The organism is Sporosarcina sp. NCCP-2331, assembly GCF_023707945.1.
In the GTDB taxonomy this organism is placed as follows: Bacteria; Bacillota; Bacilli; order Bacillales_A; family Planococcaceae; genus Sporosarcina; species Sporosarcina cascadiensis.
This window is the reverse complement of record NZ_BRCD01000018.1, coordinates 39,584-59,867: the sequence shown is the minus strand read 5'-3', so window position 1 is coordinate 59,867 and position 20,284 is coordinate 39,584. Positions and strand designations below refer to the sequence as shown.

The 20,284-nt window shown below is 43.0% G+C and carries 17 protein-coding genes; 7 read left to right on the top strand and 10 right to left on the bottom strand.

The genetic code is table 11. From position 1 onward, the window contains the following. Position 1: 1 nt before the first annotated feature. The 4 genes from NCCP2331_RS11575 to NCCP2331_RS11560 form a co-directional block, all read right to left on the bottom strand. Positions 2-688, bottom strand: coding sequence for a response regulator transcription factor (locus NCCP2331_RS11575; RefSeq protein WP_309296372.1), 687 nt, complete (start codon positions 686-688; stop codon positions 2-4). A gap of 159 nt (positions 689-847) precedes the next feature. After that, complete coding sequence (locus NCCP2331_RS11570; protein ID WP_251670834.1) at positions 848-1,231, bottom strand: DUF3887 domain-containing protein; 384 nt, start codon at positions 1,229-1,231, stop codon at positions 848-850. Positions 1,232-1,438: 207 nt separating this feature from the next. Then, on the bottom strand, positions 1,439-2,206 hold the full coding sequence (locus tag NCCP2331_RS11565; protein WP_251670833.1) for a class I SAM-dependent methyltransferase: 768 nt from the start codon (positions 2,204-2,206) through the stop codon (positions 1,439-1,441). Between the two features lie 302 nt (positions 2,207-2,508). Then, positions 2,509-3,405, bottom strand: a complete 897-nt coding sequence (locus NCCP2331_RS11560; RefSeq protein WP_251670831.1) for a 3-hydroxyacyl-CoA dehydrogenase — start codon at positions 3,403-3,405, stop codon at positions 2,509-2,511. A gap of 227 nt (positions 3,406-3,632) precedes the next feature. Between NCCP2331_RS11560 and NCCP2331_RS11555 the strand changes: the two genes are divergently transcribed. After that, on the top strand, positions 3,633-5,444 hold the full coding sequence (locus tag NCCP2331_RS11555; protein ID WP_251670829.1) for a sensor domain-containing diguanylate cyclase: 1,812 nt from the start codon (positions 3,633-3,635) through the stop codon (positions 5,442-5,444). A gap of 100 nt (positions 5,445-5,544) precedes the next feature. Here NCCP2331_RS11555 and NCCP2331_RS11550 read toward each other — a convergent pair whose 3' ends face one another. Next, entirely contained in the window at positions 5,545-6,036 is a 492-nt protein-coding gene (locus NCCP2331_RS11550; RefSeq protein ID WP_251670827.1) for an STAS domain-containing protein, read from the bottom strand. Positions 6,037-6,300: 264 nt separating this feature from the next. Between NCCP2331_RS11550 and NCCP2331_RS11545 the strand changes: the two genes are divergently transcribed. Together NCCP2331_RS11545 and NCCP2331_RS11540 are read left to right on the top strand one after the other, a co-directional pair. Beyond that, positions 6,301-6,840, top strand: coding sequence for a hypothetical protein (locus NCCP2331_RS11545; protein WP_153722834.1), 540 nt, complete (start codon positions 6,301-6,303; stop codon positions 6,838-6,840). Positions 6,841-6,973: 133 nt separating this feature from the next. Further along, the gene (locus NCCP2331_RS11540) at positions 6,974-8,215 is read left to right on the top strand and encodes a dicarboxylate/amino acid:cation symporter (protein ID WP_251670825.1); all 1,242 of its coding nucleotides are present in this window, start codon (positions 6,974-6,976) and stop codon (positions 8,213-8,215) included. Positions 8,216-8,349: 134 nt separating this feature from the next. Here the strand turns inward: NCCP2331_RS11540 and NCCP2331_RS11535 are convergent, their stop codons facing one another. Continuing rightward, on the bottom strand, positions 8,350-9,768 hold the full coding sequence (locus NCCP2331_RS11535; protein ID WP_251670873.1) for an MDR family MFS transporter: 1,419 nt from the start codon (positions 9,766-9,768) through the stop codon (positions 8,350-8,352). 358 nt (positions 9,769-10,126) lie between these two features. Between NCCP2331_RS11535 and sdaAA the strand changes: the two genes are divergently transcribed. After that, positions 10,127-11,704, top strand: coding sequence for an L-serine ammonia-lyase, iron-sulfur-dependent, subunit alpha (sdaAA, locus tag NCCP2331_RS18455; RefSeq protein ID WP_309296371.1), 1,578 nt, complete (start codon positions 10,127-10,129; stop codon positions 11,702-11,704). 59 nt (positions 11,705-11,763) lie between these two features. Here sdaAA and NCCP2331_RS11520 read toward each other — a convergent pair whose 3' ends face one another. Both NCCP2331_RS11520 and bluB read right to left on the bottom strand, forming a co-directional pair. After that, on the bottom strand, positions 11,764-12,726 hold the full coding sequence (locus NCCP2331_RS11520; RefSeq protein ID WP_251670824.1) for a tRNA dihydrouridine synthase: 963 nt from the start codon (positions 12,724-12,726) through the stop codon (positions 11,764-11,766). A gap of 198 nt (positions 12,727-12,924) precedes the next feature. Further along, a complete protein-coding gene (gene bluB / locus NCCP2331_RS11515) occupies positions 12,925-13,572 on the bottom strand; it encodes a 5,6-dimethylbenzimidazole synthase (RefSeq protein WP_251670821.1) in 648 nt (215 codons plus the stop codon). A 920-nt stretch (positions 13,573-14,492) separates the two neighbouring features. On the opposite strand from bluB, the gene NCCP2331_RS11510 reads away from it, so the two are divergent. Then, complete coding sequence (locus NCCP2331_RS11510) at positions 14,493-15,338, top strand: pyridoxamine kinase (protein ID WP_251670819.1); 846 nt, start codon at positions 14,493-14,495, stop codon at positions 15,336-15,338. 322 nt (positions 15,339-15,660) lie between these two features. Here NCCP2331_RS11510 and NCCP2331_RS11505 read toward each other — a convergent pair whose 3' ends face one another. Further along, a complete protein-coding gene (locus NCCP2331_RS11505; protein WP_251670817.1) occupies positions 15,661-17,778 on the bottom strand; it encodes an ATP-dependent Clp protease ATP-binding subunit in 2,118 nt (705 codons plus the stop codon). 221 nt (positions 17,779-17,999) lie between these two features. Here NCCP2331_RS11505 and NCCP2331_RS11500 point away from each other — a divergent pair, with 221 nt between their 5' ends. Then, positions 18,000-18,656, top strand: coding sequence for a reverse transcriptase-like protein (locus NCCP2331_RS11500; protein ID WP_251670815.1), 657 nt, complete (start codon positions 18,000-18,002; stop codon positions 18,654-18,656). Between the two features lie 72 nt (positions 18,657-18,728). Next, entirely contained in the window at positions 18,729-19,271 is a 543-nt protein-coding gene (locus NCCP2331_RS11495; protein ID WP_483882477.1) for a DUF2798 domain-containing protein, read from the top strand. A gap of 111 nt (positions 19,272-19,382) precedes the next feature. On the opposite strand, the gene NCCP2331_RS11490 is transcribed toward NCCP2331_RS11495, so the two are convergent. Further along, entirely contained in the window at positions 19,383-19,928 is a 546-nt protein-coding gene (locus NCCP2331_RS11490) for a GNAT family N-acetyltransferase (RefSeq protein ID WP_251670811.1), read from the bottom strand. Between the last annotated feature and the right edge of the window lie 356 nt (positions 19,929-20,284).

Genomic DNA, 20,284 nt, shown 5'->3' with positions numbered 1-20,284 from the left:
CTTACTCTCCCCTCATCTTGTATCCGATACCAAAAACCGTTTCAATCACGGATGGGAAGCGAGGGTCATTCAGCTTTTTTCTCACTCGCTGCACATGTACATCGACCGTTCGAATATCGCCGTCATATGAAAAATCCCAAATGGTATCGAGAATTTCTTCCCGGGAAAACACCTGGTTTCTGTTCTGCGCAAATAAAAGCAGCAACTCATATTCTTTCGGCTTCAGGGCCACGGCCTGTCCATCCTTCAAAACCGTATGAGAACGAGGTTCGATTTGGATCTGTTCATTAACATTCAAGTACGAGGACCGTGATATTCTCTCTTGACGCCGAAGCAGCACCTTGACACGGGCCATCACTTCCCGTACATCAAAAGGCTTGGTCATATAATCGTCTGCCCCAAGTTCAAGGCCGATGATTTTATCCACGATATCATCCCTTGCAGTCAGCATAAGAATCGGCACATTACTTGCCGCTGTGATTTTTTTACAAATATCAAATCCAGTCATATCCGGCAGCATTAAATCAAGAATGACCAGATCCGGCGCAATCCCGTCAAACAGATGAAGCCCCTCCTGACCTGTCGCTGCGCCATGCACACGAAATCCTTCCCTGCGAATTGCATATGCAAGGATATCTAATATGGATTCTTCATCCTCAATGATCAAAATCGTTCGATCGATCTCCATCGTTTCAATCTCCTTTATTCTTACAGTACGTTTACTCCAGTTTACTAGAAAGTTATTGCCAAGATGTTGCTGATTATGTGAATTCAGAACAAAAAATGCCTAACCTGCAATGGACATCAAATGGATTGCAGACCAGACACTTTATATTCATTATTTTTATCACTTCACATACAAAGCAGCTAATCGCTGCTGATCATCGAATGTAATTTCATACACACGCTTGTCTTTTGTATATTCTGCTGGAAGTATTACAACAAAATAGCTTTCCCGCTTACTGACAGAGGCATCTCCAAAGCTTGAAAACTCGCCTGATTCCTTTAGAACATCGACAGTCTGCTGCAGCTGCTCTACTGTCAGTGCATCTTTCATCGTTTCATCAAACATTGCACGCAGTTCATCAAAGTTTTCTTCATTTAATAACGTAACGGCTTCTTTTGCCCTCTTGATATGAGCTTCTGCAGTGGATTCATCTACTTTGTTTTTACCGCAGCCTGCCAGCAGCAAAACAGTTACCGCCACAAGTACAGCCATTTTCTTCATCATACTACTTCCTCTCTTTCAGAAACCGCCAAACTAATTTCGGACATTTTCTTTCGGAAAAGCCAAGTCACCTTCTCTTTTCGCACTTCTCCATTTTGTATGGTTTTTCCATAATAGCACAGCTTACATGACTTACTAATGCACATCATGTAAGACTACATTCATATAGAAAGAAAACACCTGAGACTATCAAGAATCAGGTGCTTTCCGTTACTTTACAGCTTCAAATGTATAGGTCTGCTTGTGATTTGACGGTGGCGTTCCATACTGGAAATCCGCTGAAACAGTGATGTCAGTAAATCCGATACTTTGGAGGACAAGTCTGAACTCCTCCACGCCATACCAGCGTAAAGCAAAACGCTGTAATTCTGTTTGAATCAATCGGCCTTCACGCCACTTTTCATACTTCAAATGAGAAATTTTCTGTTGATTGAACAGATTCGCTTCCATTAATTTTTCTTCTAAAGTGATAGTATCTCCATTTGGCAAAGAAAATAAAGATGTACCTGAAAATTTCCCTGTTTGCTCAAATGAAAATTCGGGCAGGAATAAGTCCAGCATCAGCTTCCCTCCCGGCAGAAGATGCTCATACAAATTCTTTAGCACCTTCACAGCATCCTCACGCTTTTCAATTAATTGGAAAGAGCCTGCCGGAATAATGATAGCGCTATATTCATGGGGCAATGAAAGATTCAGCAAATCAGCTTCATATAATGTGGGTGTTAATTTGCGCTCCTTGCATCGCTTTCGACATAGAGCCAGCATATCCTGAGAATAATCTGCTCCCTCAATACGAAAACCTGCCTCGAGAAGAGGGATCATCACTCGCCCTGATCCAACCATCGCTTCCAAAATGCGTCCTTTACTGTCAGCAAGCCTCTCTTTGTAATAACTGATTTCATTACCAAAAGAATGGCCGACAGGTTTCGTTACATCATAAACTTCCGTGCACAGTTCTCCATAATAACTAAAAGACATACTCCATAACCTCCGTGTTCTGTTTTACGAAAAAAGAGGTTGTCAGACAGGATAATTTATCCTTTCTTTACCTCGGTACTTTTTGAATTCTTGCATGCTATATCCATTATCATTATCATCACTCACTTTCAGCATTAATATAGTCATTCTATCATAACTATATAAGTTGAATTAAAAAATCTGAATTTTCGTCAATTGCGAATGTAGTACCACTGAATGCGCTGGCAGCAAAAAAACCCCTCTCGCATCCAAAGCAGATGAAAGAGGGGTTAATCAATTTAATTTTTTCCATGCATTATAAATTACTTCAGGAAATCCTTCTCCATAAAAGCGGGGTTGGGATATTTATAGAAACCTTCCCCTGTTTCACGTCCAAGCTTGCCTTTATCGATATACTCCGTTTTCAACAGTTCGACAAGCTGCTTGAACTCCTCCTTGCCAGTTGCTTCCGCTTTTGTCTGCACAATATTGTAGGCAGTCGTGATACCGACGACATCCAGAATTGCGAACGGACCCATCGGTGCACCTGTCGCAATCATCCACGTTTTATCGATTGTATGCGCGTCAGATACTTCTTTCACAAGCAATAACTCTGCTGCATCTAAAAAAGGAACGAGCAATGAATTCAAAATGTAGCCGGGCTGTTCTTTTTGAAGAGGCAGTGCGACCATTCCGATTGCCTTTGCAAATTCCATGACATGATCAAAGTTGGCCTGTTCAGTTCCAGGATGCTTCATTACTTCCGCAGTATTGTTCTTCCAGATTTCATTGGCAAAATGCAGTGCCAGGAATTTTCCGGGACGGCCAGTTGCCTCTGCAAATTGACTCGGCAGCAAGGTAGAAGAGTTCGTCACAAATATCGTTTTTTCAGGCGCCACTTTTCCAAGTTCTTCATAAAACGGCGTCTTGATCTTTGTTACTTCAGGAATAGCTTCGATAACCAGATCTGCATCCTTCACCGCTTCGCCAAGATTGCTGTAAAATGATAATCTCTTGAAACCTTCTTCGAATTCTTCGTCCGTTGTTCCTAAATCTTTTTGGTAATAGGGCTTTAAATTAGTAATTCGCTCTTTCGCTTTAGCGAGTGCCTCGTCGCTAATATCGTAGACACTCACATTAAATCCCTTATACGCAGTCTGAAATGCGATTTGACTTCCGAGCACACCGCTGCCGGCAACTGTTATGTTTTTGAAATTCATAGTTCCATCTCCTTAATAAATTGGATAGTACCCTTCTGCTTCATTGTATACCCTAATTTATTATATTAAAATCATTTTAGCTTGAATAAATTCTACATGTACAACAAAACTTTTCACCCACTCATTATATCAGGATAAATCGACTAAAAAGAATTAACTTACAGCTCGCTTCGTGGTACGATAATGAAAATGTAAAACGTTACAGAGAGCGAGGATGAATCATGCCTATGTTAAGAAGTCTAGCCAGAAATCCTGTAATTCTCTCCTGTATTACTTTATTTGTTTTTACCTTTTTCTTTTATACACCTGCAGGCAGCACAAGTAATGAAGAAACTCCTTCAGAACCCCTGGAACTAGGAACATATTATGATATTCTGCGGGACCCCACAAACAACATTACTATCGATGATTTGATATCAGGACAATACGACACTTCATTTACGGCCAGTACAGAAAAATATTTGTCCATCTTTCATACAGATGACACTATCTGGCTCAGGCTGAATGCCGATGAAATTATTCAGGATAAAGAGCAACTGTATTGGTTGGAATACAACGATAAGATCGAGTTCCTGACTGTTTATTCGGTGAAAGAAGACGGCTCTTATGATCTGCAGGAAAGCGGACTATACAATTTAGAAGAACAGAGTGTCAACTACCCCTCTTTCCTTTTTAGCATGGATGATCCTTCTATAAAAGAAATTTATTTAAAGTTAGATGGCCAGTTGCCATTGACTATTTTCACAAAACTGTATACTAATAATAGCTTCATTGAAAATGTTATCTCATATAAATTTTACTCTGGCAGTTTTTACGGCTTCTTACTGGCTTTGGCCCTGTACAATTTATTCTTATATTTTTCTTTCAAAGAACGGTCTTATTTATACTACACTCTCTATATGTTCAGCTTTATGCTATTCCAAGGAACCATGAATTCTTTTGACGTGGAGTTACTGGGTCATGTTCTTCCTGCATGGCTGTTGACAAAAACGCTGGCTCTCAGTTGCAACATCATGATTGTCTTTATGATTTTATTCGGGAAAGAATTTCTTGAATTAAAGCAACACCTGCCTAAAAGCAACAGACTGTTAAATATGGCAATAGTTATATCAATCCTATCGACAATCGGCTTGTTTTCTGGATTCAGTCAATACTATTCCGATTTATTCATCACATCATTTTCGCTTTTCGTACTGATCTTTCTTTGGATTTCTGGATTGCGTTTATTATGGAAAGGTCATAAGTCTGCCCGATTTTATATGTTGGGCTGGAGCGTTTTATTGGGATCTATGATAATTCAAGCTTTAGTCATGTTGGATATCCTTCCATTAACTTTGGCAGTTTTCGAAGAAATCCCTGCCTACAGCGCAATGTTTGAAGCATTAATCTTATCACTGGCTCTGGTGGATAAAATAAGCTTGATCATTAAAGAAAATCGACAGACACAGGAAGAGTTAAATGAAACACTTGAAAAGAAAGTACTGGAGCGAACAATACAGCTCGAACGTATACAAATTGAATTAGAACATCTGGCAAATACTGACCGGCTCACTCAAATACCTAACCGTGTTTTGCTGGATCACGTATTAGACCGTGAATTTGAAAGAGCGGAAAAGGAAGGTTTGCCATTTTCCATCGTATTAATTGATCTCGATTACTTTAAGAATGTTAATGATACATTCGGTCATCAGATCGGCGATTATGTATTAGTGGAAGCAGCGAAATTATTTAAATCATCGGTCAACGGCTCAGATACATTGGGGCGCTGGGGTGGAGAAGAATTTTTAGTCATTTGTCCCTCCACTACATTGGAAGAAGCTCTGCAGCTTGCTGAAAAGACACGTGAAAAATTAGCAGATTATCATTTTGTAGACGTAGGCAAGAAAACAGCAAGCTTTGGTGTCGCTTCCTACATTCCCGGTGATACGCCAAATACGATAATATCAAGGTGTGACAACGCGCTGTATAAAGCGAAGGAAAAAGGCAGAAATCGCGTAGAATTTATTAAGATGATGAATGACGAAAAGAATCTGGGTTAGTAATCAGAAAGCTGTTATAGCATTGTCTGCACTTTAAAATACGATCCCCCAAATTAAAAACAGCTTCACTTCAAAGATGCCGTTTGAAGTGAAGCTGTTTTTACTTCTTTATCGAAACAATCTCCATACCTTTTTGAGCCAGCAAATATTGCAAACTCATCCGGAATGTAGTAAATGCCTGAATCTTACCAAATCCTGAGACATTAGACAGAATTAAATTTTGTGCGAAAGCCGGTGAAAAACCTACAAAGATTGTTTCAGTGCCCATCAGTCTCAGCACATTGATCAGCTCATCAATTTTTTCACTTAACAGCTCATATCCCATATTTTCTTCAATAGCGAGTGTGCTGATATCAGTAAAATCAATGACTACCGTATTCACTATATTGTCCCCAATTTTTTTAACGATTTTGTCTTGGACATGCATAAAACGCTCAACAGAAAGCGCTCCAGTCAGTGGAACTAAAATTGTTTCCGGTACAATGGAAGGAATGATCGGTGCAGATAAATCTTCAATCAGTTTTTCATATAGTTTTATCTGATCTTTCAACTCTTTTATCTCTGCTGTTTGACTTTTTTCATCAATCGTCATAGTGCTCCACCTTTTCTTATCAAATCATGTGTTCGAGTGTTTTATTGTTTAAGTATACCATATGAATTGTAATTACAAGTATGTAAAGATAGGTCGGTGACCATTATATAACAGTCTATGCCAGTATTTCATAACCATTTGGAAGTTAGTTTTCCACTCTGACATGATCTATTATTCTTAACGACTAACAAGTGATCGGCCAGCAACTTTTAACACATTACTACGTCAGTTCAATGAGCATATTGAAGAAGGAGTTCGATACGATTGTCAATTATTCTACTGGCGGGTTTTTTAATTTTGATGCTATTATTATTATTTAAATCCTTGCTGCTGCGTTTGGTTCCGGATGACAATCTGATGACACGAAGTCTGTCTAAAGTTGTCTGGTTCCAACATGCAGGATGGAGCGGGTTGTTTTTATTTTTACTGAACGCATTACTTTTTGGAATAGCCGGACTATCACTATACGGAACTACATACTTATCGGTTCCATTTCTCCATCTCGTCATCATGCTTTTAGCTGTAATCGCCAGTTTGTATTGTTGGATTTCAATCGGACATGCGGATATTAAGGACAGAAAAGGACGTTTGTTTATGGCGGTGCTTGGCAGCAGTTTCTACTTTTTGCTGTGCAGCGGCTGCGTCTACCGCATGCTTACATTGTCTGCTGACAGTCCGGAGCAGGACCAATTTATGGCTTTCATCGGCTTACTCATGATCAGCATCGTTACACTGACAGCCTGGATCGCCTGCCTTATAATTACTGCCGGCAATCGCAGAACTGCAGAATCCCCTTTGCAATAACGGAAAAAACTACTGCGGTCATGTTATGGATTGCAATATATACTGCCTGCACGGCTATTTTGTCGAATAAAACCTGGTAAGCGCTTTCATCTTCTTGATATCAGTTGAATACAATTGATCAAGGAGGGATTTTATGAAACTGGCAAGAAATATCATCATCGCTCTCGTTGCAGGTGTTTTCGTCGGTCTGATCTTGAATCTCTTTGCACCCGGTCTATTTTTAAAAGCTGATGCATTTATATTTAAGCCATTAGGTACAATCTTTTTGAATCTCATGAAAATGCTCGTGGTGCCGGTCGTCTTTATCTCGATCGCACTTGGAACGATTGGCATCGGCGATCCAAAAAAGCTGGGCCGAATTGGAGGAAAGACCATTGGTTTCTTCCTCATCACGACTGCCATAGCGCTTGTGATCGCCATTTCGCTTGGACTGCTGTTTAAGCCTGGAGCAAGCGGTAATTTCGAGACTTCCACTGCCGTTTATGAAGCACAGGAAGCCCCGCCGATTGCAGACACTTTATTAGGCATTATCCCGACAAACCCTATCACAGCCATGGCTGAAGGCAATATGCTTCAGATTATATTCTTTGCAGCACTGGTAGGTTTCGGTATTGCCATGCTCGGCAAGAAAGTCGGCAGAGTGAAAGTATTATTTGAGCAAGCCAATGAATTGATCATGTACCTGATCACCTTCGTAATGAAATTTGCGCCATACGGGGCGTTTGGCTTGATTGCTTCTGCTATCGGCAGTCAGGGTTTCGACGCACTCAGGGCCATGGGCATGTATATGGGCGTTGTCCTCGGCGGTCTGTTCATTCATTCTATTCTGATATACGGCGGTGCCGTCGCGCTGCTCGGAAAACGCAGCCCTGTCTGGTTCTTTAAGAATTTCTTTCCTGCACAAGTGGTCGCTTTCAGTACATCGAGTTCAGCAGCGACACTTCCCATTTCATTAAAAACGGCTCAGGAAAAGTTGAAGGTGCCGGAGTCCATCAGCTCATTCACGCAGTCGCTCGGTGCCACGATCAATATGGACGGCACTGCAATTATGCAGGGGGCAGCCGTTATTTTTATCGCACAGGCCTACAGCATCGATTTGTCGACGGGACAGTTGCTGACCGTCATCCTGACTGCTGTGCTTGCAAGCATCGGAACAGCTGCTGTACCGGGTGCGGGACTCATTATGCTGGCCATGGTACTGACAGCTGTCGGTCTTCCGGTGGAAGGAATTGCATTAGTTTTGGGAGTTGACCGCCTGCTTGATATGGTGCGTACTGCCGTAAATATTACAGGCGACGCGGCATGTGCAGTCTGCGTAGCACAGTCGGAGGGAACGCTTGGGGAGCCTGACAATAGCGGAGCAAAAATGATGTAATAACAGGAAAACGTAAGCATAAAACCCCTTCTTCTAAAACATTAGAGGAAGGGGTTTTCAGAGTGTTTATGGGAATGCAGTAACGTTAGATGATCCTCCTAGCAGTTCAAAACCGTCTATGAAAACCTGGTATCTTATTGCGATGAGGAGTTTTCTTTTTCCTCGATCGGGACTGCACGATACACAATAAACGAAAGGATAACTGCTACAATTGACATCGCAAATGCAATAAAGTATACCAGTTCTACACCTGATACTAAGGCCAGACTTACCGCAGCAGGATCGTCCGGCGCCGCTGATTGCTGCAGTACATGCAGCTGGCGTGCATTCATGATACTAATGAAGACAGATACCCCAATTGCGCCTGCAACTGGCTGAAGCGTAGACATTACGGCTGTGCCGTGCGGATAGAGCCGTTTCGGCAACTGGTTCAGTCCGTTCGTTTCGGCGGGCATCATAATAGCAGAAACTGACAGCATGATTAAGATATAGCCGACGACAACGACCCATACCGGTGTATTCACCGTTAATTGACTCATCATAAACATCGTGCCGCTTAAGACCAGCGTTGCCGGAATCATCAGCACACGCGGCCCAAACTTATCGAATAGTGAACCCATGAAAGGCGACATAATTCCATTTAAGATACTGCCGGGAAGCAGCACCAATCCTGCAGTTGCTGCCGTCAATGCAAGAGGTCCCTGCATATAGATGGGCAAGATGATTTCTGATGCGAACATGGCCATGATAATGATCAAAAACATGAATACCGCATGTGTAAACATTGGGTAACGAAATACGCGCAGATCCATTATCGGCTCTTCCAGCTTCAGTTGTCTCCAGGCGAACAATGCGATACCCACAACACCTAGGCTGATCAGCAGCCAGACGCTGGGCGTTTGAAAACCATCTGCACTTTCCCCTACTGAACTGAATCCATAAACGATGGAGCCAAACCCGATGGTAGAAAGAATTAATGAAATAAAATCAATTTTCGGCTTCGTTACTTCAGATACATTAATCAAAAATCTGTAGCCAAACGCAATGGAAAACAGCGCGAATGGAATCACCATAATAAATAAATAACGCCAGCCCAGATACTCTACAATCACACCTGACAGCGTCGGCCCGATAGCAGGAGCAAACATAATGACAAGTCCGATAATCCCCATGATTTTACCTCTTCGATGAGGCGGATAAATCAATAAAAATACATTGAATATGATCGGCATTAAAAGTCCTGTTCCGACTGCTTGAATCAACCGTCCGGTCAATAAAATCGAAAAAGTAGGCGCACTGGCACAAATGACCGTGCCCACCGTAAATACAATCATTGTGCTAAGAAATAATTGACGTGTCGTAAACCATTGCAGAAGCAGCGCTGAAATGGGAATTACAATCGCCATGACCAGCAAAAAGCCTGTGGCCATCCACTGCACTGTTGCCAATGAAATGGCAAACTGATCCATCAGCGTTACCAGCGCAATATTTAATAATGTTTCATTCAATATAGCAAAAAATGCTCCGATAATCAGCGATAACATGATGGGCATTACTTTAACATTCGGGTTATCCACTAAGTATTCGTACTGTTTCTGTTCCAATTAAAAACCTCTTTCATATAAGGGGGTACACACCCAAAAATGTCCAAACATTGTAAGCATGTCAGCTTTGTTATTATACAGTGGATTGCCTGATACATTCCACTATTCATGAATACTCTGCAAGAAATCAATTTCATGCAAATAACGTAGATTGATTGACATTGTATAGTGAATATCAAATAATAATAGGTAAACGTTTTCAAATAAATCCATACATCATCACAGAACTCTGTCCGGCACATCAAATACTTTGAGAACTGTTCCATCAAAACCACACAGGAATCGTTCTCTCTAAGGAGCAATACGTATGGCTTTCACAAGTTTAGATCAGCTGATAAAGCTTGCTGAACAGGAGCAGACATTTATCTATGAAGTAATGATCCAGTCTGAATTGAAGCAAAAAGGACTGTCGAGAGAAACAATTATCAATAAAATGTCGGAGCAATTTACAGTCATGGAAGAAGCTGTACGCAAGGGCACAGCAAGCTCTGTCATGTCACGAACCGGACTGACAGGCGGAGACGGTCACCGCCTGCATGACTATGCAGAAAAAGGACAGTCCTTTGTACATCCCACAACTTTACACACCGCGGCCAACGCATTTGCAGTATCAGAAGTAAACGCCAATATGGGACGAATTGTCGCCACACCGACTGCCGGATCCGCGGGTATACTCCCTGCCGTTCTGGTTCACGCGCTTGACAGCGGCAAATTCACGCGGGAGCAGATCGTCTTGTCCATGTTCACCGCTTCCGCACTCGGCCTTGTCATCGCAAACAGAGCATCGATTTCAGGAGCCGCCGGAGGATGTCAGGCGGAAGTGGGATCTGCCACCGCAATGGCTGCAGGAACTTTGGTGGAACTTGCAGGCGGAACTCCGCAGCAGGTCGGCCACGCCATCGGCATTGCCCTGAAGAATTCATTGGGACTGGTCTGTGATCCAGTCGCCGGGTTGGTGGAAATTCCCTGCATTATCCGCAACGGCCTGCACGCAATTACCGCACAAGCTGCAGCAGACATGGCAATGGCCGGGGTTGTCAGCATCATTCCGCCTGACGAAGTCATCCATGTTATGCATGAAGTCGGGCAGCAAATGCCTGAATCACTGCGCGAAACGGGAATTGGCGGACTTGCAGGCACGCCTACAGGCAAAAGACTGAAGGAAGAAGTGTTCGGGAAAAATCAAAGCGCAGCAGAAGAAAACAGCGGCGGCCCCGCAAAATACCACAGCGCCTATGAAATTATCGGCCCTGTGATGATCGGCCCTTCAAGTTCGCATACAGCAGGTGCTGTCCGAATCGGAAATGTTGCTAACCAATTGCTGAATGAACAACCTCTGTACGCGAAGTTCTCCTTGATGGGCTCTTTTGCGAAGACATATCAGGGTCATGGCACCGACTTGGCACTCCTTGCCGGCGTAATGGGGTTTACGACAACGGATGATAGAATTCCAGATGCAAAAGAGTGTGCAGAAGAGACAGGCTTGCAGTATGAATTCACAAACCGTGTACTCGGCAGCTATCATCCGAACTCTGTGCTTGTCGAATTAAAAGGACAGACCCGCAAAGTTAAAGTTCTCGCCAGTTCATTGGGCGGCGGTAAAATCGAAGTGCAGGAGCTGAATGACTACCCGCTGAAGTTTTCCGGCGAACGCCCTGCACTCATCATCTTTCACACTGACAAAAAAGGCGTTATCGCGGATCTGCTGGGCATCCTTTCGAAAAAAGGAATTAATATTGCCCGCATGGCGAATGAACGGTTTGCGATTGGCGGCCCTGCCATCACCATCTGTGAGATCGACACTCAGGTCGGCGAAGAGATGCTGGCTGAACTGAAACGAGATGTTCCGATTATTGATGAAATTCTACTTGTAGAAACAGAATAGAATAACAGGAAAAAAATCAGGTCATGAGACAATTCTGCATTGTTCTCCTGACCTGATTTTTACTGTAAATCCAGTTCTTTCAGCAACTCACGAACTTCATCCGTTGAATTGGTATCCATTAACTGATTTCTTAATTCAGCGGCTCCCCTGAAACCTTTTACATAGATCTTGAAAAAGCGCCGAAGCGGCTTAAACAGCCGTGGTTCCAGTTCTGTTGAATATTTATCGTGGAGATCCAGATGCAGACGCAAAAGTTCGAGCAGTTCTTCACTGCTGTGCTCTTTCTTTTCCTTTTCAAAAGCAAAAGGATTAGTAAAGACGCCCCGAGCAATCATCACGCCGTCCACTCCGTATTTCTCGACAAGATCCATGCCGGTTTGGCGATCAGGAATATCTCCGTTAATTGTCAATAACGTATCTGGCGCTATTTCATCACGAAGTTTCTTAATCTCCGGAATCAGCTCCCAATGTGCATCAGCATGGCTCATTTCCTTACGGGTACGCAAATGAATCGATAAGTTGGCAATATCCTGCTTCAATACATGTGTCAGCCAGTCGCGCCATTCGTCTACATCCGAATAACCGAGACGTGTCTTGACACTGACAGGCAGTCCACCCGCTTTTGAGGCCTGAATGATAGCTGCAGCGTTTTCAGGATGACGGATCAATCCGCTTCCCCTTCCTTTCGTTGCCACATTGGGAACAGGACAGCCCATATTGACATCCAGTCCTTTAAAGCCCATTTCCGCCATTCCGATACTCATTTCACGGAAGTGCTCAGGCTTGTCCCCCCAGATATGTGCAACAATCGGCTGTTCATCTTCTGTAAAAGCCAGACGTCCGCGCAGACTGAAGATCCCTTCTGGATGACAGAAACTTTCCGTATTCGTAAATTCTGTGAAAAACACGTCAGGCCTTGCCGCTTCCGCCACAACATGACGAAACACGACATCCGTGACATCTTCCATTGGTGCTAATATAAAAAACGGACGCGGTAAATCGCGCCAAAAGTTATTACTCATTGGTTACTTTCATTCCTCTCATAGTAACTTGCATCTGCAACTAAAAAATTCGATTCTCTGCTCAGTAAGTACCTGATGCAGATGCCAGTAATACTATTATACAAAAAGAACGCCGGCATATTCCACTATCTCAGAAATTTGCCGGCATTTTGATATTGAAAAGATTCTTCTATAGCAATTGCGATATATAGCCTGTCTTTATTTGTTCCCCCACTTATCCTTAAAAATTAAATCCTCCAAAGCTCTTCTTTTTTCCCATTTGGCAGTCTCCAAAATAGGGGCTGCCGGATAATTCTCTGTGTAGCCAATAGATAAAAGCGCAACCGGCTCAACATGAGGCGGTATTTCCAAGATATCCCGGACATCATTCTTTTTATAAAAACTCACCCATCCCATAGCAAGTCCTTCCGCACATGCTGCCAGCCACATATTTTGGATGGCGCAGGCAGTTGAAAGAATGTCCGTTTCAGGAATGGAGTTACGTCCCAGCACATGCGAACCGCCGCGCGTTGGATCGCATGTTACGCAAATAGTAATAGGCGCCTCCTGTAAACCCTGGACTTTCAAACCGAGGAATTTCGTCTCTTTTTCTCCTTCATCTTCATAATGAATAGCAAGCGCCCGTCTTTCCTTTTCCGCAGCCCATGCTAATTTTTCTTTCGTCTCTCCGGATGAAACGACGATAAAATTCCAAGGCTGCATAAATCCGACGGAAGGTGCCTGATGTGCTGCATTCAATATGTTATGTATCACGTCCTGAGAAATTGGCGCCGGTAAAAAACTCCGCACATCTCTCCTATTATAAATCACCTTATAAACCGCATTTTTTTCTTCGTTTGAAAACATGGGCTATCTCTCCTTAGTATGTTGATAGAAATTACTTTCTTGAATAATGGGTCTGCACCTAAATCGGTACTTGACAGGCTATTTCATGAGCAGTGTGAGATTGGACTGTGATTGCGTATTATAGGGTAAGTGGGAAGATACCGTTTCCCTGCGTTTCAGGCGGACGCTTTCGGGAGGGCCCTCGGTGAGCCAACTGGTCGCTTCGCTCCCTTTAGTTGTCTCATCCTATCGGGCTGATCCTCCCCGAGTCGCCGCCTTCCACTCCGGTACACTGGCTTGTGTTTCAAGACTTTTTGTGTGAGCAAGCAGTATGAGCATACTATTTGGGACTATTACAATGGGTAAGGTTTTTCATGCAATACTTATCATTCTGCGAAGGCTTAGATTCTTGTGATAAATGCATTTGCAAACTCAAGATACGGAACAAGACCAGCTAATTCATACTCTGCAAAAAAAATCAGTACATTGTACTTTCTCAAACACCAGCGAAGGCGCAACTGCGGGGTCGGCCGTTGCTGTGAGACTGCTGGCGTGCTCTTTGCCAGTAGGCTCACAGCGTAAGGCAATCCCCCAGCGCCGAAGCGGGTTTAAACTGCAAACTCATACTTCAATTAAAATCCCTACAAAATCGAGCAACGAAATCCGCACTAAATCCATACACTGCCTTATGCACGTGACAGGTTTTTCAGGACAGATTTTGGCGTAGACTCTGAATAATCATTGTGAAAATGAGAAGTTCCATTTACTCTTCCAATGAAACTCTGCAAGTTATGTCTACTATACTACAAACACCCACTGAACATTTACCTTTTCTAGTTCGATTGGCTGGGATCATGCTGAAAATGAGAGATTGCTGCCGGGTCTTAGCAGATGCGTTTTATGTTATGATAGAAAGAAAATTTTCTACAGTGGAGGATATTATGAAGAAAGTTGCTGTTATACAAGATCTGTCATCGTTTGGAAAATGCTCATTAACTGCCGCTATTCCTGTGTTATCTGTAATGGGCGTGCAAGCCTGTCCTTTGCCTACAGCTATCTTATCTGCCCAAACGGAATATCCCAGCTATTTCTGTGATGATTTGACAGCCAATATGCCTTCTTTCATTCAGGAATGGGATAAACTGAACGAACATTTCGACGGGATACAGACTGGATTCATTACAGGAAAAGAACAGATTACACACATTCTAAACTTCTTAGATTTATTTCATAAAAACGACACTGTATTGCTGGTGGATCCGGTAATGGGGGATATAGGAAATGCCTATAATAACTTTGATGAGGAGTTATTGGAGCGCATGAAGAGTCTTGTAAAGCACGCAAATGTCATTACACCCAATTTGACGGAGTGCTGTCTCCTGACCGGTGTATCGTATAATAAACTTCATCGCTATTCAGATGAAAAGGACTTTTTGCAGGCCATTCAAGAAGCCGGAGTGCAGCTGTGTCAGGATACCGGCGCGCAAGTCATCATTACGGGAATAAATCCGCCTTCCCGATCTTCCAATGAATCAATCGGCAATATGTATATAGACGGAAAACAATCTGTATACAGTTCCGTTCCGTTTAACAATAAAAGCTATTCCGGGACAGGTGATTTATTTGCATCCGTTATCATGGGCTGCCTGATGCGCGGCGAGACCATTGCGCAGGCAATTCCACTGGCGGAAACTTTTTTAACAGCAGCTATTCAGGATACATACCTGGCAAATACCCCTGCTGTGGAAGGAGTTAATTTCGAGAAGTTTTTGAGATTGCTATTGTAAGTGCAGTCAATTTGAATTCTATTAAATAGCTGTCTTAAGCGTAATGATGCTGAGGACAGCTTTTTCTAACGGAACACACAGTGCAACGCGCGAAAAACACCCCTGAACGCACCAATAACTCCCACAAACGAACCAACGAGCACGTCAACCGAACCAATAACTTGCTGCGCCGCTCCAAACCAGACCTTATACGCACCAAACCCGTAATTCACCGCACCATTAAACTTTAACACTTCTCACCGGAATATCAGTCCACACAAAAAGACTGTTCATAAGTCAAAATGAATGTGACTTATGAACAGCCCTCTTTACTTCTATATTATTATACTCGCCGAACGACTATTTCGTTCTCTACAACCTCTACGCTGACCTTCTCAACAGAATCCTCTTCTAAAAGCAGGTCTGTCAACGGGTCTTCAATTTTATCCTGAATGACTCTTCGAAGCGGACGCGCACCGAAACGGCTGTCATATCCCAATGAAACTAAAGCTTGTTTAGCTTCTGCAGTAATATGGATGTCAATTTGGTTTTCCTCGATAGCTTCCTGAAGATCTCCAAGCATCAAGTCTACGATCACCAGCAAGTCTTCTTCTGCCAGTTCATTGAAAGCCACAATCGAATCAAAGCGGTTCAAGAATTCCGGCTTGAAGTAATCACCCAGCGTTTCAAGCATCGCCACAGACTCGTGTTCGGCTTTATTGAAACCGACAGTCATTTTCTTCACACCAGTACCTGCGTTGCTTGTCATAATAATAACCGTATCTTTAAAGCTGACAGTGCGGCCGTGAGAATCAGTCAATCTGCCGTCTTCCATAATTTGCAGGAACATATTCTGCACATCAGGATGCGCTTTTTCAATCTCATCCAGGAGCAGAATAGAATACGGATTGCGTCGGATTTGTTCTGTCAGCTGTCCAGCTTCTTCATGGCCGACATATCCTGGAGGTGAACCAATAATCTTGGAAACCGCGTGTTTTTCCATGTACTCACTCATATCCAGTCGAATTAGTGAATCCCGGGAACCGAATAACTCTTCCGCCAGCACTTTCGTGATTTCTGTTTTACCGACGCCGGTAGGGCCTACGAACAGGAACGAACCAATCGGACGGTCTTTGGATTTCAGACCTGCGCGGCTGCGGCGGATTGCTTTGGCAATTTTATCGACCGCTTCAGCCTGTCCAACTACTTTTTTGCTGAGGTTTTCAGCAAGACCTTTCATTTTGGCCTGTTCTGCAGTTTGCAGTTTCGTCACGGGAATACCTGTTTTCTCTTCAACAATCTGTGCAATATCTGCAACAGTAACGATCGTCTGTGCTGTTCCTCCATTTTGTCTGGCAGCATTTATTTTTTCTTTCAGCTGCATCTCTTCCTGATGTAAAGTGGCTGCTTTCTCGTAATTTTCCTGCTCTGCCGCTTGCTCTTTCTGCTGAACAACTTCCTGCAGACGGGTAGACATGAAGTCAGAAGATACGTGCGTAAGATTCAAGCGCGCACCTGCTTCATCGAGCAAGTCGATTGCTTTATCCGGCAGGAAACGTTCCTGAATATAACGCTCTGACAAGCTTACACAAGCCTGTAGCGCTTCATCTGGATAAGACACTTCATGGAAACTTTCATAACGGTCTTTAATGCCGTTCAATATTTTGATTGTATCTTCAGCAGACGGTTCTTTTACGATAATCGGCTGGAACCGGCGTTCAAGTGCCGCATCTTTTTCAATCTGACGGTACTCTTTTAACGTTGTCGCCCCAATCAGCTGCAGGCTTCCGCGAGCCAGTGCAGGTTTTAAAATGTTCCCTGCATCCATCTGAGAACCTTCTGCTGTTCCTGCTCCTACAAGCAAGTGAATTTCGTCCACGAACAGCAAGACTTCATCCCGAGATTCGAGCTCTTCGATCAGCTGCTTCATCCGTTCTTCAAATTGACCGCGAATTCCTGTGTTGGTAACAAGTGATGCCACATCGAGCACATACACTTCTTTGTTGCGCAGCTTGGCCGGTACATCACCTTCATGAATCTTCACCGCGAGTCCTTCAGCAATAGCTGTTTTACCGACGCCCGGTTCCCCGATCAATACGGGATTATTTTTATTTCTTCTATTTAATGTCTCAATTACTCGTTTAATTTCTGTCTCCCGGCCAATAACCGGATCAATCAATCCATCTCTTGCATCATTCGATAGGTTTTTACCCAACTGATCCAGCAAGCCGGGTGCACGGCCTTCTGCTTCTTCTCTGACTTGAACATGGCCTTTCTTGCCGCCATTTTCTTGGAAGAAGTGGCTGACTTCGTTGCTGAATGAAGGCATATGACCGGCAGCCAATTGACCCCGCATCTCTTGATAGCACGCTTGGCAAATATGCACCTGCATCGCATGCTGATTAATTTGCAGTCTAAAACTCATTGCTGCTTCGTTCTTTCCGCAATGTTGACATTTCATAGTTGGCTCCCCCTTGTGAGTTCATTTTGAACGGCCAAGTCAGGATTACTGACATTGACTATCTTTGATCTATACCTATATTATACTCTGACGTACTTTGACCTTCAACCATTATGCTTGTCTTATTACGAACTGCTCACCATAATTTCATAAGAACTCAAGTCTTTAAAAGGTTTTTAATATGAAAGGTTGGATAAACTGAATGTATAGGAGGGATTCCAATGAATCTGGTCATCGAGTGGAGTTATCGATCGAAGAAAGGCACAGAAACGTTCTTCCGTTCTGAAGAAATGCCTGCAGCACAGGCCTTGCTGATTGCAGAGGATCTTGATAAAACCGGACGTACAAAACACATACAATTCTTAGATCAGTACGACAGTTTCTGGACTCTGAAGGAATTGAAAAGTTATGTAAAGGGAATCGAAACAGAACCGCATAATATCATTGTATATTTTGACGGAGGATTTGATTGGGAAACAAAGATGGCGGGGCTTGGCTGTGTCATCTATTACGAACAGAATGGAAAATCATTTAGATTAAGAAGGAATTTAGCCATCACGGGCCTCATCTCCAATAACGAAGCGGAATATGCGGCACTTCATCTCTGCCTGCAGGAACTTGAGATTCTGGGAGCACACCACTTACCCATCAAGGTGCTGGGCGATTCTAAAGTTGTGATTAATCATTTAAATGAAGAATGGCCGGTAATCGAAGAAGACCTCTACAACTGGGCGGATAAAATTGAAGCAAAAATGGATGCATTAGGGTTTCAGCCGGAGTTTGAGTATGTATCACGGAAGACAAATAGCGAAGCGGATCGACTTGCTGCGCAGGCTTTGGCAGGTGTGGAAGTTACAGCTGTAGTGGAGCGAACATAAAAGGTGCCAGGTTCTCGGACAGTCCAAAATAATTCACATGAACGTCACTTATGAAGAAAAGTAAAAGTCTATATACTAGGATATATTCTTCTCACGAAAGGAAGTTATATTTTACCTAGTACTAAAAAAGAAGGTATTATCTTCGGTCTGTTCATGTGCTTTGGAATGGTTCTCATCATGTCTGTTTACAATACAACATTGTATGGCTTGACGAAGTTTACTTTGGGTGGATTCACCATTCAATTTATCATCACATTCTTCATTGCATTCGCAGCCGAGACAATTGTGGGGCCGCCAGCACGTAAACTTGCGCAGTCTCTTCCATTTGCAAAATCAAGTGAACGGAATTTCATTCTAGCGATTTCTGTTTGTATGGTTCCACTTATGATTTTGATTATGTCTGGATACGGACTGATAGTTACGTCCCTCACAACCGGGATTGAAGGGTCCATTATAACCGTTTATCTTAAGCTGGCAGGCTTGAATTTCATTGTAGCGCTTCCCTCTCAATTACTCATTGTTGGGCCGATTTCGCGCAGATTATTAGTGAAATATGTGAAACCTTCGACTTTAAAAGAAACATTATCTCCAGTCACTTCAATTGCGAAGAGATAAGATAGGAAAAATACTTCTTTGCGGTAAATGACAATCCTGCCATTGTAAACGCCTATTAGAAATGGTACCTGACCCTTAACAGATTTTTTGAGGGCCAGGCATCTTTAATTACTAGTAGACCAGTTTCTTTTGATAGACATGAATTTCACAGGGCACAGCCAGCATCGGCACCAATTGAGGAAAGGAAGCTTCCATTGTTTCCATATACGCCTTTTGATAGCCAAGCCGCGTATACCATTGTCGCAAACCTTCCTTTACTTCATGCAAACCTTGTTCAGGCACCAGCAATTCCAGCTGCATGTAAAAGAAATCTTTTTCTTTAAATTCCTCTTCAACAAACTGAATTAACTTCCGGCCAATACCAGCTCCCTGACATGCGTCGTCCACAGCCAGCATGCCGAATTCCGCTGTACCCTCACTCATCCGGTAAACGCGTATGCATCCGACAATCTGCCCGTTTGACCAAGCCGCAGCCACCTCTCCATTGCCTATGTACTCTGCCACTTCTGCTGTGGTGATGCGGGCGGCACCGTCTTTCCATAACCCTATTTCAGATGCCGCGTACACACGGTTCACGATTTTCGTGATATGTTCTACATCCACGGTATTGGCGCCGGCATCAACCGGTAACATTCCTATTTCTATCGCCTGCTTCATTAACGGGACCCCTTCCAGCAATAACATTATTTCACTTGATGTTCTTCTCTGAATTATACAATTTATTTTAACATACAGGACTGTTTTTGAAACATTTTGTTAGTTTAAATGCTTCTCTTTTTAACTAGATAACGAGTATGACAGGGAAACAACTATCAAATATTTTTCAGAAATAGGGATTTTATTAACAAAAAAATAAGCATCGTCTGTAATCGATGCTTTCCCATAACGCTATACTGACTGCTTTTAAGCGGGCAAATCAACCCGCCTCCTATTTCATTTCTCTATAAATGTTGCGCGCTTTTCTTTCCGCTTGCTCCTTGCTTTTATCAAAGACTGTAATCAACTTATTTCCA